The sequence below is a fragment of the Fibrobacter sp. UWB1 genome (assembly GCF_002210325.1).
In the GTDB taxonomy this organism is placed as follows: domain Bacteria; phylum Fibrobacterota; class Fibrobacteria; order Fibrobacterales; family Fibrobacteraceae; genus Fibrobacter.
The window spans coordinates 115,063-128,402 of the sequence record NZ_MWQL01000012.1; the positions used below are offsets into that span (position 1 = coordinate 115,063).

A 13,340-nucleotide genomic window follows, 5' to 3' on the forward strand; every position below is an offset into this window, starting at 1 on the left:
GAAGGTGCACATCCCGATAATGCCGGCCCACGAAAGGACCATAAAAATCAGGCCGCTAGTAGAAAATTCCATGTTATGCCTCCTCGTTGTCGGAATCACCGATACTCATGTTCTGCTTGTGGAGAATGGTGGTCTTTCTGGCCGGACCGTTCTTTTTCCAGGCGTAGTAGATGGCAATATTCAAGAGCACCACAAGAGCGAGCAGGAATCCGCGAACGCCCCAGGTAAAGCCAATCTGCGAGAATTCGCTGCCGAGGAACGTCACCTTGGCATCGGCGGGAACGTTGCTCAACAGGAGCACGCCCATGCCGTCGTGAATCATCCAGGCGACCAGCACGACTGCCAGGTAAATCGGGCACACGTACATAATGATCGGCCTAAAGAAGCGGGGGAGTTTCAGGGCGGCGCCGTCGTTCATCAAGGCGAAAGCTTCGCATTCCGGCTTGCCGTCTTCGCCAATCACGTCGGACTTGCGGCGACCGAGCACGAACGAGAAGATGAATGCCTGGATTGTGCCGAGAACCACCAGCAAGAAGCTTCCGCCCCAGAAGTCGAGCTCGTCGACCGCGCCTGCGGCAAGGCCGAAAATACCCACAAGGCCTCCCAAGAAGGTCACGGTACCGGTGGCGGTAATGGAGCCCTTGCGGCTAAACTTCAGGTCGTCTTCGCAAAAACTGATCAGCGGCTGGATAATCGAAATGGCGCTAGTGACGCCCGCGATAAAGAGCATCGCAAACCACAGCGTCTGGAAGAATCCGCCAAAGGGCAGCTGGCCGAACACGAACGGCATAGTCTGGAAGCCGAGGCCGAAGGTGCCGAGTTTTGCACATTCTTCGATGTTGTTGCCGGCAATGAGCACGGCCATCGGAATCACAATCGTTCCGCCGAGGATAATTTCGGCAAAGCCGTTGGTGGCGCCTGCGGTCAAAGACGAAAGCACCAGGTCTTCCTTGGGCTTCAGGTAGCTGGCGTAGCAGAAAACAATGCCCATACCGAGGCTCATGGTAAAGAATACCTGGCCCGAAGCGGCAAGCCAAACGGCGGGGTTCAGAATTTCAGAAAGGTTCGGGTTCCACACGAAGGCGAGGCCCTTACCGATATCGCTAATGGTAAGCACGCGCACTACAAGGATAATGCCCATGATCAAAAGAATCGGCATGGTAATCTTGTTCACGCGTTCAATGCCCTTGCGCACGCCGAACGACAGGAGTCCCATGTTGCAGGCGAACGTAATCAAGAAGAAGAGGATGGCGGCGGGAATCGGGCCAATCTTGGTGTTCAGCATGATGTAGTTGCCGAAGAATTCCTTCATGGGCTCGTAACCGCCGGCGACCACTTCCATCAGTTTGCCTGTGGCAGAGTAGTAGGTAAACGCGAGAATCCAAGACTGGATAAAGATATAGTAGAAGCTGATGAACAGCGGGGGCAAGAGCCCGAGCGAACCGAGGTGCTTGGCCCAGGGTTTCTTGTTCAGAATGTAGTGGAATCCGCCCGGGGCAGTACCGTGATGCTTGTTGCCAGCTGCGCGGCCAAGCGTCCATTCCATCCAAGAAAGGGGAATGCCCAAAAGCAAGAAGGCGATGAGGTAGGGGATAATGAATGCGCCACCACCGTTTGTGGCTGCCTGCACCGGGAATCGCAAGAAGTTGCCGAGTCCGACGGCGGAACCCGCGACAGCGAGAATCACGCCCAGCTTCGAACCCCAGTTGTCTCTAGAGCTTTTCATTTTTCACATCCTTTAAATTTTTGGGACAAATTTAGCATTTCTCTGCATGACTCTGAATTTGCGTTAGCGAATTCGAATCTGTGTGGCACAATAAAAATGCGTTTGTATTACACTTGCAATCGGGATTATTTACTCTTGTATACAGATTTCTTGAAAAAATCGGTGCTTTTTGTATCGATGGAGTCTATCTTTATATCCATAAACCGAGAGGGTGGGGTAACCCTCGCAAACAACCAAAGGATGACTTATGATTGACGTAAAGGGCAAATGGACCTTGATTACGGGCGGCTGCCGCGGAGTGGGCCGTCTCACCGCTATCGAAATGGCGAAGCTCGGCGCAAATATCATTCTGCAGGGCCGCGACAAGTCCCATGCTGAACCGGTAATGAACGAAATCAAGAAGTACGGTGTCGAAGTCCGCGCAGTGGGTTGCAACCTCGAACATGCTTGCGAAATCGATGCCGCTCTCGCTGAAATTGATTCCTGGGGCGTGCAGGTCGATATCGTGTTCAACAACGCCGGCCTCATGAGCCATTACTTTACCGATTACCTCACCAATACCATGGAAGACTTCCACCAGGCTATGGCGGTGAACTTCTTGGCTCCAATCAAGATTGCCTACCACTTTTTGCCGGGCATGATCAAGCGTGGCTTTGGCCGTATGCAGCTTACCACTAGTGGCATCGCCAACGAACCCGAACTCATGGGTTACGCCTGCGCCAAGGCTGCTCTGACAAAATTTGTCAAGGACTTTGCCTGCAAGCTGAATGGTACCGATGTCATGATGAACGTCATGGATCCGGGTTGGTTGCGCACCGATCTCGGTGGCCCCAACGCCCCTAACGCACCTGAAAGCGTGATTCCGGGTTCCATGGTGTCTGTCATGCTCGACGACAAGAAGAGTGGCCGTTGGTTCAGCGCTCAGGAATTTACTGGCATGTCCCTTGCCGACGCTGTTGAAAAGGGCAAGTCTGTGGAGTAATTGTAAAATCGAGGTGTTTGAAATTTTACAATGGAGAAAGTCCGGCCTTCGGGTTGGGCTTTCTTTTTGTAAAAAGATGTTTAGAAACGCGGTGGCTATTGGGCTCAAAAAAACTATAAAAAAATATTACAAGGAAATTGTTCTTCTCATTACTATTTTTTATATGGGATTAATAAGGGATTGGTTTTTAACATAAACCAAAAGGTCTAGAATGAAAAAGATTCTTGCGATTATGTCTATGGCTGCGGTGTCCGCCATGGCAATCACGGCAAGCAGGGTCGGCCCTGTTAGCACTTACGGCGAACTTAAGGCCAATGGTGGCAAACTTTCGGGTTCTTGTCCCGAATATGCCAACAAGGCTGTCCAGGTCAAGGGCATGAGCCTTTTCTGGAGCTCGGGCAACACCTATTCTACCGACTTCTACTCTGAAAAGGGTATCAACCGCTTGGTCGATGACATGGGCGTCGAAGTGGTTCGTTTTGCTCTTGGTGCTGCTGACGAAAAGTTTAACAGCTCGGGCCGTTCTTACACGACGGGTGGCGAAGGCTTCCAGAAGGCTCTTTTGAAGAACGTCGTGAACGCCGCTGTCGATAAGGACATTTATGTGATTATCGACTGGCACATCGAAAGTTCTACCGGTTTTACCGATGATGCTGTCAAGTTCTTTGAGTATGCAGCTCAGGAATACGGTAAGTATAACAATGTGATTTTTGAAATCTGGAACGAACCGACTGGTGATATGGGTACAGTGAAGTCTCATGCCGACGCTGTGATTCCTGTAATTCGTAAATATTCCGACAACTTGATTCTCGTGGGTAGCCCGGGATGGTCTAGCCAGCCGGACGCTTGCGCTAATGCAGGTATTTCCGACAAGAACTATGGTTGCACGCTTCACTTTTATGCTGCAACCCACTACATGGGCGATGGCGGCTACAACAAGGCTGCTGAATCTGCTATGGGTAAGGGCGTTCCGGTGTTCGCTACCGAATGGGGTACCGTCAATGCCAACGGTGATGGCCAGCCGGATGAAAACTCCAGTAACAAGTGGGTAGAATGGATGGCTCAGAAGGGCGTGTCCTGGACGAACTGGAACGCTTCTGCTATGGACGAAACTTCTGCAGCATTCTCTTCTGCAGTGTTTGAAAACGGTTTCTCTTACACCAATTCCGGTAAGTACGTGAAGAGCAAGCTCGGTGGCGCAACCTATAAGGATTGCGGCCTCCAGAACGGTTCTGCTGAAGAAGAAAGCGGATTCTCTACGGGCGTTGCCAATGGTGCTACCACTTCCATTCTCGATGACATGGAAGATGGCAACCGTTACGGCTACCTTGGCGGTGCATGGGCTGCTGTCGAAGACCAGGAAAACGGCGGTAAGAGCTCCATTTCTAACGACGTGATTAAAGACGACTTTGGCAACTCGACCTACCAGGTTGTTTACCCGGTCAGCGGCGATAGCAAGAATACTTCCAAGTATATGGCCGCCCTTAAGGACGTGAAGATCGGTAAGGGTACTCTCGATTACGGTCCGTACATCAAGATGTTCCTCACTCTCCTGAAGGAAGAAAAGAAGGATTCTCCGAAGGCTTATGCTGACTTCTCCAAGTGCTCTACGATCAAGTACAAGTACAAGGGTGCAAGCCACAACTTCGCAATCGAAACGACCGACGTTACTGACTACAACTATCACCGCGTGAACAAGGATGCCTCCGAAGGCTGGAAGGAAGTCGAAATCACGACTGACATGCTGAAGCAGGAAACTTGGGGTGACGATTCTCGTTCCAAGCCGATCAACATGGCTCACGCAACTCGTCTTTCTTGGGAAATCAAGGGCCTCGAAAAGGTTCCGGACGATATGAACCAGCCCAAGTATCCGTATCTCTACATCGACGATGTGAAGTGCGATGGCCTCAGCTTCACCGCTGTGAGCGGTGGTGCCGGTGACACTCCGAAGTCTTCTTCTTCTGTGGGAGGCAAGTCTAGCTCCAGCGTTGCTCCGGGTGGCAAGTCCAGCTCTAGCGTTGCTCCGGGCGGCAAGTCCAGCTCCAGCGTTGCTCCGACCGTTTCTTCTTCTTCTGTCGCTCCGGTGATTACCGACATCAAGGTTATCGATGACTTTGAAGACGGTGATGAAGTTGCCTCTACGACTGGTACCTGGTATGCCTATACCGACAAGGAACCGGGTGGCCTTTCCAAGATTTCCAATGTCTATGACAACACCCTCGGTGGCTATGTCGTGGTGTTCCCGGGTACAGCCGATGCCGCTAACGGCACTAAGGGCTTTGCTGCTTTGACAGAAATCGAATGGAACCAGGGTACTTATAAGGAAGCTCCGTTTGTCGCTCTCGGTCTCAATACGCATGCTGACACCTCTAAGGGTGTTGACCTGAGCGCTTGCTCGGCTTTGAGCTACCGCTACAGAGGTAGTGCTCATACCTTCAAGGTCCAGGATGGTCAGGTGGCTGATTACGCCTATCACCAGATCAACTTTGAAGATGCTCTCGAATGGACGACCGTTGTGGCCAGCTGGGATGATATCGCACAGCCGAGCTGGGGCGAACCGGTTGACTTGAACAAGAAGAACATCAAGAAGTTCGCTTGGGAAGTGATTGGCTACAAGAACATTGAATACCAGCCGACGATCAACTTCCTCTTTGTGGACGACTTCAAGTGCGTGGATGCAAGCGTTGGTGTCCGCATGGCTCGCAAGTCTGCTGGCCAGCTCAAGCTCAGCGTGAACGGTTCTACGCTCAACGTGACGACCGCCGCTGCAGCCCGCATCCAGGTGTTCGACATGCAGGGTAACATGGTCATGAACCGCCTCGAAAGCGCCGCCGGTAACCACCAGGTGTCTCTCGAAGGCATGAACCGCGGTAGCTACGTGGTCCGTGTCAAGACCGTGAAGGCTGCCCAGACCGCCCGCATTAGCATCCGCTAATCCTCAATTGTCATCCCCGCGAAGGCGGGGGTCACCTTTAAAAAAACTCCGGTTTAACCGGAGTTTTTTTCATTTAAAATATTGCACATTTAAGCTATTGCAAATCTCGCTGCAGAATTTCGCACTTTTCTTTTTTCCACTCTTCAAAAGTGTCGTCGGCGATGTGCTGCTTGGCTTCGCGCATCAGGTGCAGGTAGAAGTGCAGATTGTGGATGCTCGCCAGCGTAAACCCGAGGGATTCTCCGGCGTGATGCAGGTGGCGCAGGTACGCGCGGCTAAAGTTGCGGCAACAGTAGCAGTCGCAATTCGGGTCCACCGGCTTGTCGAATTCTTCGGCATGGCGGGCGGCCTTGTAGCGCAACACCCCTTCGCTGGTGAATAGCATGCCGTTACGGGCATTGCGGGTCGGCATCACGCAGTCGCACATGTCGACCCCGCGTTCGATGAGTTCGAGCAAGTTCCACGGCGTGCCCACACCCATCACGTAGCGGGCGTGGTCCTTGGGTAAAATGTCGGTGCAAAAATCGGCGATTTCGTACATGGTTTCGGTGGGCTCGCCGACCGAAAGGCCGCCCATGGCATAACCGTCGGGGCCAAGTTCGGCAATGCGCTCGATGGCTTGCCTGCGCAAGTCCTTGTGCATGCCGCCCTGAATGATTCCGAAGAATTGCTGGTCGTAACCATGAATGGGCGGGTGCTCCTTGAGCCATTGCATGGCCTCGGCGGTCCACTTGAGCGTGAACTTGAGGCTATGCTCGGCTTCCTTGGCGGTACTCGGGAACGGGGTGCATTCGTCGAGCGCCATAATGATATCCGCGCCGATTTCGCGCTGGGCGTTCATGACGCTTGCCGGGCTGAAAAAGTGCTTCGAACCGTCCAGAATGCTTCTGAATTCCACGCCTTCGGGGGTGATTTTGCGTAAATCCTTCAGGCTCCACACCTGAAATCCGCCGCTGTCTGTCAAAACCGGACCGTCCCAGCCCATAAACTTGTGGATCCCGCCCGCTTTTGCAATACGCGGGGTAGTGGGGCGCAGGTACAGGTGGTAGGTGTTTGCAAGGATAATTTCGGCCTTGATGTCCTTAAGCTGCGCAGGAGTGACCGCTTTTACGGTCGCTTCGGTGCCCACAGGCATAAAAATCGGCGTTGTCACGTCGCCATGGTCGGTATGGACCACGCCAAGACGCGCTTTCGATTTTTTGGAGGTCTTTAAAAGCTCAAATCGATTCATTATGCGTAAATTTAGAAATAATTCTAAGTTCTACCAACTAGGTTCTGCCTACTGCGGCTACGCCGCCCCGTTGTCAATTTATCCATAGGAATCCCCTTATAAATGTGTTTTTTGGAGCCAAAAAGGGGTAACTTTAATTTCGGATGGGTCTACGTGTGTAGATTCCTGCATGGAGTGATAAATGGAATACAAAAAGGTGTGGAAAAAGGCTGCTTGCCTTGTGGCTGGCCTTGCCGTATTCGGCTTGGCCGACAACCCCATTTCTTCTTACCACTATCTGGCGGATCCCTCTTGCGCCTCCGACGGTGATACCTTCTACATCTTGACCGATGTGGATGATTATAACAACCAGACAAACTGGAACTACGATATTGTCGGCCTTTACGCCTTCACGTCTGAAGACATGAAGAACTGGACTGATCACGGCATGATTTTCCGCTCCAGGCGTGAATTCGGCAATTACCCGAACAACACTTGGGCTTCGGGCATCGCCGTTAAGAATGGCAAGGTCTATATCGTTTACCCCGATGGTGCAAGCGGTGTGGGCATGATTACGGCGCCCGCGATCGACGGCCCCTATACCGACCCTGTTAAGGAAACTCATGGCGTCAATAGAATTGCAGGTGGCGGTAGCCTTATCGGTGGCTGCGACGGCATTGCGCATTGCTTTGACCCGGGCATCTTGATTGATGACGACGGTAAGGGTTACGTGATTTTCGGTGGTGGCGAAAGTTCCAGCCGCCCGTATGGCAACAACTTCGACATTATCAGTTTTACCGAAAGCAACGGCAAGATTACTTTCGACAAGAATTCTCTTAAGAAGGTTTCTTTGCCGAACTCCTTCGAAGCTCCTTACTTGCACAAGAAGGGTAGCACCTATTACCTGAGTTTCAACAACCGTAGTCAGGTGATTGATTATGGTATGTCTAACAATATCTGGGGCCCCTATACCTTTGTGGGTACGGTCATTCCGGGGATTGGCTCTGTGCCAGACGCTCATGGCGAAGGCGGTAACAACCACCAGGGCTTCGCTCCTTTTAAGGACAAGTGGTATGCCGTGTATCACGATCGCCGCTTGGTGACTTCCGACAACCATCCGGCCGCAACGACGCAACAGGGCGTGCGTTCTGAAAATCCGAACTACGAAAACCACAGAAGCGTGTCCATCGACGAACTCACCTGGAGTGGCGATAAGATGAACAAGCTCACCTTCACCCGTGAAGGCCCGAAGCAGATCAAGAACTTTGACCCGTACAAGACCTACAAGGCAACGACGAGTTCCAAGCAGATGAACATCCGTAGCCGTACCGACTGGACCAAGGGACAGCCGGTGAAGCACGTGCTGCTGCCGCTCACGAGCCGTAGCGAATCCTGGATCCGTGTTTCTGGTGTGGACTTCGGTAACGGTGCCGAGAACCTCCGCATCAAGGCCGCGAACGTTGGCGATGGCAACAAGATTGAAATTCACAAGGGCAGTGCCACCGGAACACTTGCCGGTACCTGCGAACTGGCGAAGACCAGCAACAACATGACTTTCACGGACAATGACTGTGCCATGACGGGCCTTAGCGGCGTTGTGGACCAGCTATTCTTTGTGTTCAAGAATAATGGAAAGGATTCGACCATGGGTATCCTGGAATGGGAATTCCAGGGTACCAAGCGCGAACCTGAACCGCAGCAACCGTTCGGCGGCAAGGCTTGGGCTATCCCGGGTAAAATTGAAATGGAAAACTTCGACGAACCGGGCTATGGCGCAGGCAATGACTCTTACGCTGACAACGATTCTGACGACCACGGCGCCGAAAGTAATGGCGGCAAGAGCTATCGCGAAGGCACCGGCGTTGATATCTACAAGAAGAATAATGGCTATGTCGTGGGTTACAACCAGACCGGCGAATGGCTCGAATATACTGTAGAAGTGGCCGAAGCTGGTGATTACACCATGTTCGCTTCCGTGGCTTCAGCAAATGCAACTTCTGGTTTCCAGCTCGCTATCGACGGCGAAAACATTACCGAAGAAATCGCTGTGCCCAAGAATGACGGCGAAGAAAACTACGATGACTACAACGTCGTTCAGGCAAACGTCAAGCTTGCTGCCGGTAAGCATATCCTCCGCTTCACCGTGACCGGTGACTGGATGGACATTGACTACATTGAATTTGCTGCAGGCAAGGATGCTGATCCGGGCAAGACCTCTATTGCCGCGCTCAAGCTCCAGAACAAGATTGAACGGTCTTACAACGTGTTCAGCTTGACTGGTGTCAAGGTCGGTACGGTTGACCTGTCTGGCATGGCTGCCTCCAAGGCTCTCAATGCCGCAGGCTTTGCCAAGGGCGTGTACATGCTCAAGCAGGTGAATGGCAGCAAGAAGTTCATGGTGAATACCTCCAAGTAATTCTTACATACACCTCCAACGGAGTCTCCTCGGTACTTTGTACCGGGGAGACTTTTTATGACCGTTCGGCTCTATCGCATACATGAAAATGTGATATCGCCTCACTCTCGCCCTCACGACTCGTTAAGACGAGTCGCTCGTGGCTCACGGAGACTTTTTATGACCGTTCGGCTCTGTCACATACATGAAAATGTGATATCGCCTCACTCTCGCCCTCACGACTTGTTAAGACGAGTCGCTCGTGGCTCACGGAAATTGCTTATGACCGTTCGGCTCTGTCGCATAAATCGCGAGTTTTCTTCGCCAATGCAACTCGACCGAGATAAAAAATGCCAAATTAGGGCTCTGCTTGACGCGGGCTTAATGGTTGCCTATATTTACAAATGCCTAATAGGAGACGAACTTATGGCTTTGAAAGAATTCTTAATGATTGGGGCAGTGGCGGCGGTGTTGGTAGCTTGTGGCGACGACAACAGCAGCAATTCTGCGTCTAATTCCGACGAGGGCTCCTCTTCGTCCGCTTGCAAAAACTGTGACGATTCTAGCAGTTCGAAGGCGAAGTCCAGTAGTTCTTCTGCGAAATCGTCTAGTTCAGAGAAGAAACCTTGCGTTGTGGGCAAAGACAAGAATTGCTTTGAGGATGAACGTGACGGTCAGACATATAGGACTGTCAAGATCGGTACGCAGATTTGGATGGCCGAAAATCTGAACTTCAAGGTAGGAAACAGTGCCTGCTACGACGACGAAAAAAGTAACTGCACCAAATATGGAAGGCTTTACACTTGGGGCGCTGCAATAGACAGTGTCGGAAAATACGGCGAGAATGCCAAGGGCTGTGGCAATGGCGAACATTGCACCCCGATACCCCCTGTGCGCGGAATTTGTCCTGAAGGTTGGCATTTGCCCGATACGACGGAATGGAGAGTTCTGATTGATGTGGCTGGTGGCGAAGATGATGCCGGCAAGGCGCTCAAGTCCAAGAGTGGCTGGAAAAACGACGGCAACGGCACAGATGAATTCGGATTCTCGGCACTCCCTGTCGGAGGCCGGTTCGGCGGCAGTTTCGATGGCGACTATTTCGATGAAGGCCTCCGCGCTGATTTCTGGACATCCTCTTATTCGTACCGCGTCTTGGGCGGGGCAATCGATATGGGTCTAATGAATAACTCTGATGGAGTATTCATGGACGTTATCAGTTCCCGCGTCGGCAGCAGCGACCGCGGATATTCCATCCGCTGTCTTAGTGACGAGTCTACGATTCCCGAGCCAAAGTCATCTAGCAGTGAATCTTCGTCTTCAAGTTTGATGCAGGAAAGAGAGCCATGTGATGTTGAAACGGATGAAAATTGCATTAAAGACGAACGTGACGGACATACATATAGGACTGTCAAAATTGGTGAGCAGACGTGGATGGCAGAGAACTTGAATTATGCATACACTGGTGTTCCCTATAAATTTGAGGTACTCGGTAAGGCCTACACTTCCGATTCCATTAGCTGGTGCTATAACGATTCTGCAGAATACTGCGCCAGATATGGTCGCTTTTACACTTGGTCTGCCGTGATGGACAGTGCGGGAACTACGAAAGGCTGCCGAGGCGGCTATATGGCAATTTGTTCGAAGAAATACCCATTTCGCAGTGTATGTCCCGAGGGCTGGCACCTGCCTGAAAAAGAAGAATGGGGCACTCTGGTCGCATCTGTTGGGGGCGAAAAGATTGCTGGAAAAAAACTCAAATCCACATACGGCTGGGAAAATGACGGAAACGGCACGGATGAATTCGGATTCTCGGCGTTTCCTGCTGGTCAAAGGAGCGTCTATGGTTTATTCAACTTTATGGGTGAAAAGATTTGTTTTTGGAGTGCAAGCGATGGCGGCGGTAGTCTTGACGCCTATTGCTTGCTCTTGGTCAGTGAAGGTTATGCTGATGAAGCGAACTTAACCCCAGGAGACAAGAGCATTGGTCGCCCCGTCCGTTGCGTAAAGGACCTGTAGCATATCGCCTCGCACTCACCAACACGACTCGTTAAAACGAAAAAAGACTCAGTTTTCACTGAGTCTTTCTTCTGCGGTCGGACAGACTTGAACTGTCATGGGATCGCTCCCACTAGCACCTCAAGCTAGCGTGTCTACCAATTCCACCACGACCGCGTGGTCCTTAGCGGAACAGCCCAAATTTAGTATAATTCGTTACGCTTGTAAAGGGGTAAGGACGAATTTTTTTGAAAAAAATGAAAAAAAAGAAAATGCCGCACAGGGTGCGGCATAACTTTAAAATTGATAATTCCGAAATCTGAATTCTGAAATCCGAATTACAAATCGGCGACGAGCTTGTCAAACACTTGGCCGCGGACTTTGTAGTTCTTGAACAGCCCGAAGCTTGCACAGGCGGGGCTCATGATAACGGTGCCGCCTTCGCCGATTTGCAAGCTGTCTGCAAACGCTTCTTCCAGAGTGGGGAAGATGTTTGCGGTGACTTTGAGCCCGGCCTGCTGCAAGGATTCTAGCATGCGTTCGGCGGTAGCGCCGATGAGCGCGATTCGCTTGAGGTTCGGACGTTCGTTCACCAGAATCTGCGAAAGTTCGGTAAAGTCTGCATTCTTTTCGGAACCGCCGAGAATCAGCGCGAAGGGGCGCTTCATGCTGGCGGTCGCAGCGATCGTCGCGTCGGGGCGAGTGGCGTAGCTGTCGTTGAAGAATTCGATGCCGCGTTTTTCGCCCTTGAATTCCATACGGAAGGGGAGCGTCTCGTAGCTCTTCAAAGCTTCGAACGCGTCGGCCACCTTGATTCCCAAGGCTTTGCAAGCGAGGGTCGCCGCCGCCATGTTTTCAAGCTGGTAAATACCGCGTACCTTGCAGTCCGACAGGAACAATTTTTCGCCGTCAATTGTGAGCGTGGCGCCATCAATCACCGCGTCCCCGTCGCCAGCGCTCGGACCGTCGCTTAGGCTCACGGCGTACTTCGTCTTGGCGGGGCTTTCGCTTGCAATCTTTGCCGTCGGGGCAGCGTCCTTCAAATACACGCATGCGCCGTCACGTTTTTGCCAGCGAACCAAGTTCGCCTTGGCGTCGCGATATTCTTCGACGCTCTGGTGCCAGTCGAGGTGCTCCGTGGAAACACGCAGCACCACTGCTACATCCGGCGACACAGACAATGTCATCAGCTGAAAGCTCGAAAGCTCCAGAATGCTCACTCGGTCTGCCGTTTCGTCCTTCAAAAGGTCAAGCGCTGGCACACCGAAGTTGCCGCCAATCTCGTTATTCACACCGCACTTGGTCAGGATGTGGCTAATCATGCTCACGGTAGAACCCTTGCCGAGCGTGCCCGTAACGCCTACAACCTTCTTTGATTTAGTTTGTTCTAAAAACAGCTGAATCTGGCTAGTCATCATCCCGCCGTTCATCTGGAACTTGAACAATGCGGGGCTCATGGGGTAGACGCCTGCAGAACGTACCACCGTCACGCAGTCCTTGAGGCCATCCAGATAATTTTCGCCGCTGCAAACCTTCACGTTCACGCCGGCGGGAACTTCCGGCAACTTCACCGGGTTCTTGTCCATGACAACGATGTCCTTGACACCGTTACGTACAAGGTAATCGAACGTGCTCTGGCCTTCGACGCCAAAGCCCAAAATGCCAACAGGGGCTATAAGATTAGAATCCATATTCTTCTCGATCTTTACATTTAATTTTCTCTGTGTTTGCACGGCACAGGGAATCGATGTTGAGTAATCTTTCTTGTTGCTGAGTCGCAAAAATTTGTCTTTGCTCTGCCTTGCATTTTTCGACGGCGTCTGTGTCTGTGCAAAGGCGACTGTCGCGTTCGTTATTGAAGAACTTTTGGTTTTCTTCTTGGCAGTGCTCGCTCATGTCCCAACAACCGCATGAACTCAAGACGAGACAAAGAATGATGAGGACGTGCTTCATATCAAGAAATCTAACATTTTTACTTAGCGAAAAAGTCCGCCACAAGGGCGGACTTCGTAATGCGGTCGGACAGACTTGAACTGTCATGGGATCGCTCCCACTAGCACCTCAAGCTAGCGTGTCTACCAATTCCACCACGACCGC

The 13,340-nt window shown here is 51.8% G+C and carries 8 protein-coding genes and 2 tRNA genes; 4 read left to right on the forward strand and 6 right to left on the reverse strand.

Annotated elements, in window-relative coordinates:
• Positions 1-73 precede the first annotated feature (73 nt).
• A complete protein-coding gene (locus tag B7988_RS10390) occupies positions 74-1,726 on the reverse strand; it encodes a sodium:calcium symporter (protein WP_088657836.1) in 1,653 nt (550 codons plus the stop codon).
• A 247-nt stretch (positions 1,727-1,973) separates the two neighbouring features.
• On the opposite strand from B7988_RS10390, the gene B7988_RS10395 reads away from it, so the two are divergent.
• Both B7988_RS10395 and B7988_RS10405 read left to right on the forward strand, forming a co-directional pair.
• Positions 1,974-2,708 (forward strand): SDR family oxidoreductase, encoded by a 735-nt coding sequence (locus tag B7988_RS10395; RefSeq protein WP_073053870.1) that lies wholly within the window; start codon positions 1,974-1,976, stop codon positions 2,706-2,708.
• Between the two features lie 211 nt (positions 2,709-2,919).
• Positions 2,920-5,643 (forward strand): CIA30 family protein, encoded by a 2,724-nt coding sequence (locus B7988_RS10405; protein WP_088657838.1) that lies wholly within the window; start codon positions 2,920-2,922, stop codon positions 5,641-5,643.
• Between the two features lie 94 nt (positions 5,644-5,737).
• On the opposite strand, the gene tgt is transcribed toward B7988_RS10405, so the two are convergent.
• Positions 5,738-6,874, reverse strand: a complete 1,137-nt coding sequence (gene tgt / locus B7988_RS10410; RefSeq protein ID WP_088657839.1) for a tRNA guanosine(34) transglycosylase Tgt — start codon at positions 6,872-6,874, stop codon at positions 5,738-5,740.
• A gap of 181 nt (positions 6,875-7,055) precedes the next feature.
• Between tgt and B7988_RS10415 the strand changes: the two genes are divergently transcribed.
• Together B7988_RS10415 and B7988_RS10420 are read left to right on the forward strand one after the other, a co-directional pair.
• Positions 7,056-9,269, forward strand: a complete 2,214-nt coding sequence (locus B7988_RS10415) for a carbohydrate-binding protein (protein ID WP_249268958.1) — start codon at positions 7,056-7,058, stop codon at positions 9,267-9,269.
• A 405-nt stretch (positions 9,270-9,674) separates the two neighbouring features.
• Entirely contained in the window at positions 9,675-11,264 is a 1,590-nt protein-coding gene (locus B7988_RS10420) for a fibrobacter succinogenes major paralogous domain-containing protein (protein ID WP_170930624.1), read from the forward strand.
• Positions 11,265-11,336: 72 nt separating this feature from the next.
• Here the strand turns inward: B7988_RS10420 and B7988_RS10425 are convergent.
• The 4 genes from B7988_RS10425 to B7988_RS10440 all read right to left on the reverse strand — a co-directional run bounded on the left by B7988_RS10425 (position 11,337) and on the right by B7988_RS10440 (position 13,340).
• Positions 11,337-11,420 (reverse strand) — tRNA-Leu (locus B7988_RS10425).
• Between the two features lie 161 nt (positions 11,421-11,581).
• A complete protein-coding gene (gene murD / locus B7988_RS10430) occupies positions 11,582-12,934 on the reverse strand; it encodes a UDP-N-acetylmuramoyl-L-alanine--D-glutamate ligase (protein ID WP_088657841.1) in 1,353 nt (450 codons plus the stop codon).
• Positions 12,924-13,139: a hypothetical protein gene (locus B7988_RS15070; RefSeq protein ID WP_170930625.1), complete on the reverse strand. Its 216-nt coding sequence runs from the start codon at positions 13,137-13,139 to the stop codon at positions 12,924-12,926. The genes murD and B7988_RS15070 overlap by 11 nt, the downstream gene beginning before the upstream one ends.
• 117 nt (positions 13,140-13,256) lie before the next feature.
• Positions 13,257-13,340: transfer RNA gene (locus tag B7988_RS10440), tRNA-Leu, on the reverse strand.

What these genes read in the sequence shown, in the direction of transcription:
- B7988_RS10390 (WP_088657836.1), bottom strand. Translation starts at nt 1,726, where the DNA reads ATGAAAAGCTCTAGAGACAACTGGGGTTCGAAGCTGGGCGTGATTCTC.
- B7988_RS10395 (WP_073053870.1), top strand. Translation starts at nt 1,974, where the DNA reads ATGATTGACGTAAAGGGCAAATGGACCTTGATTACGGGCGGCTGCCGC.
- B7988_RS10405 (WP_088657838.1), top strand. Translation starts at nt 2,920, where the DNA reads ATGAAAAAGATTCTTGCGATTATGTCTATGGCTGCGGTGTCCGCCATG.
- tgt (WP_088657839.1), bottom strand. Translation starts at nt 6,874, where the DNA reads ATGAATCGATTTGAGCTTTTAAAGACCTCCAAAAAATCGAAAGCGCGT.
- B7988_RS10415 (WP_249268958.1), top strand. Translation starts at nt 7,056, where the DNA reads ATGGAATACAAAAAGGTGTGGAAAAAGGCTGCTTGCCTTGTGGCTGGC.
- B7988_RS10420 (WP_170930624.1), top strand. Translation starts at nt 9,675, where the DNA reads ATGGCTTTGAAAGAATTCTTAATGATTGGGGCAGTGGCGGCGGTGTTG.
- murD (WP_088657841.1), bottom strand. Translation starts at nt 12,934, where the DNA reads ATGGATTCTAATCTTATAGCCCCTGTTGGCATTTTGGGCTTTGGCGTC.
- B7988_RS15070 (WP_170930625.1), bottom strand. Translation starts at nt 13,139, where the DNA reads ATGAGCGAGCACTGCCAAGAAGAAAACCAAAAGTTCTTCAATAACGAA.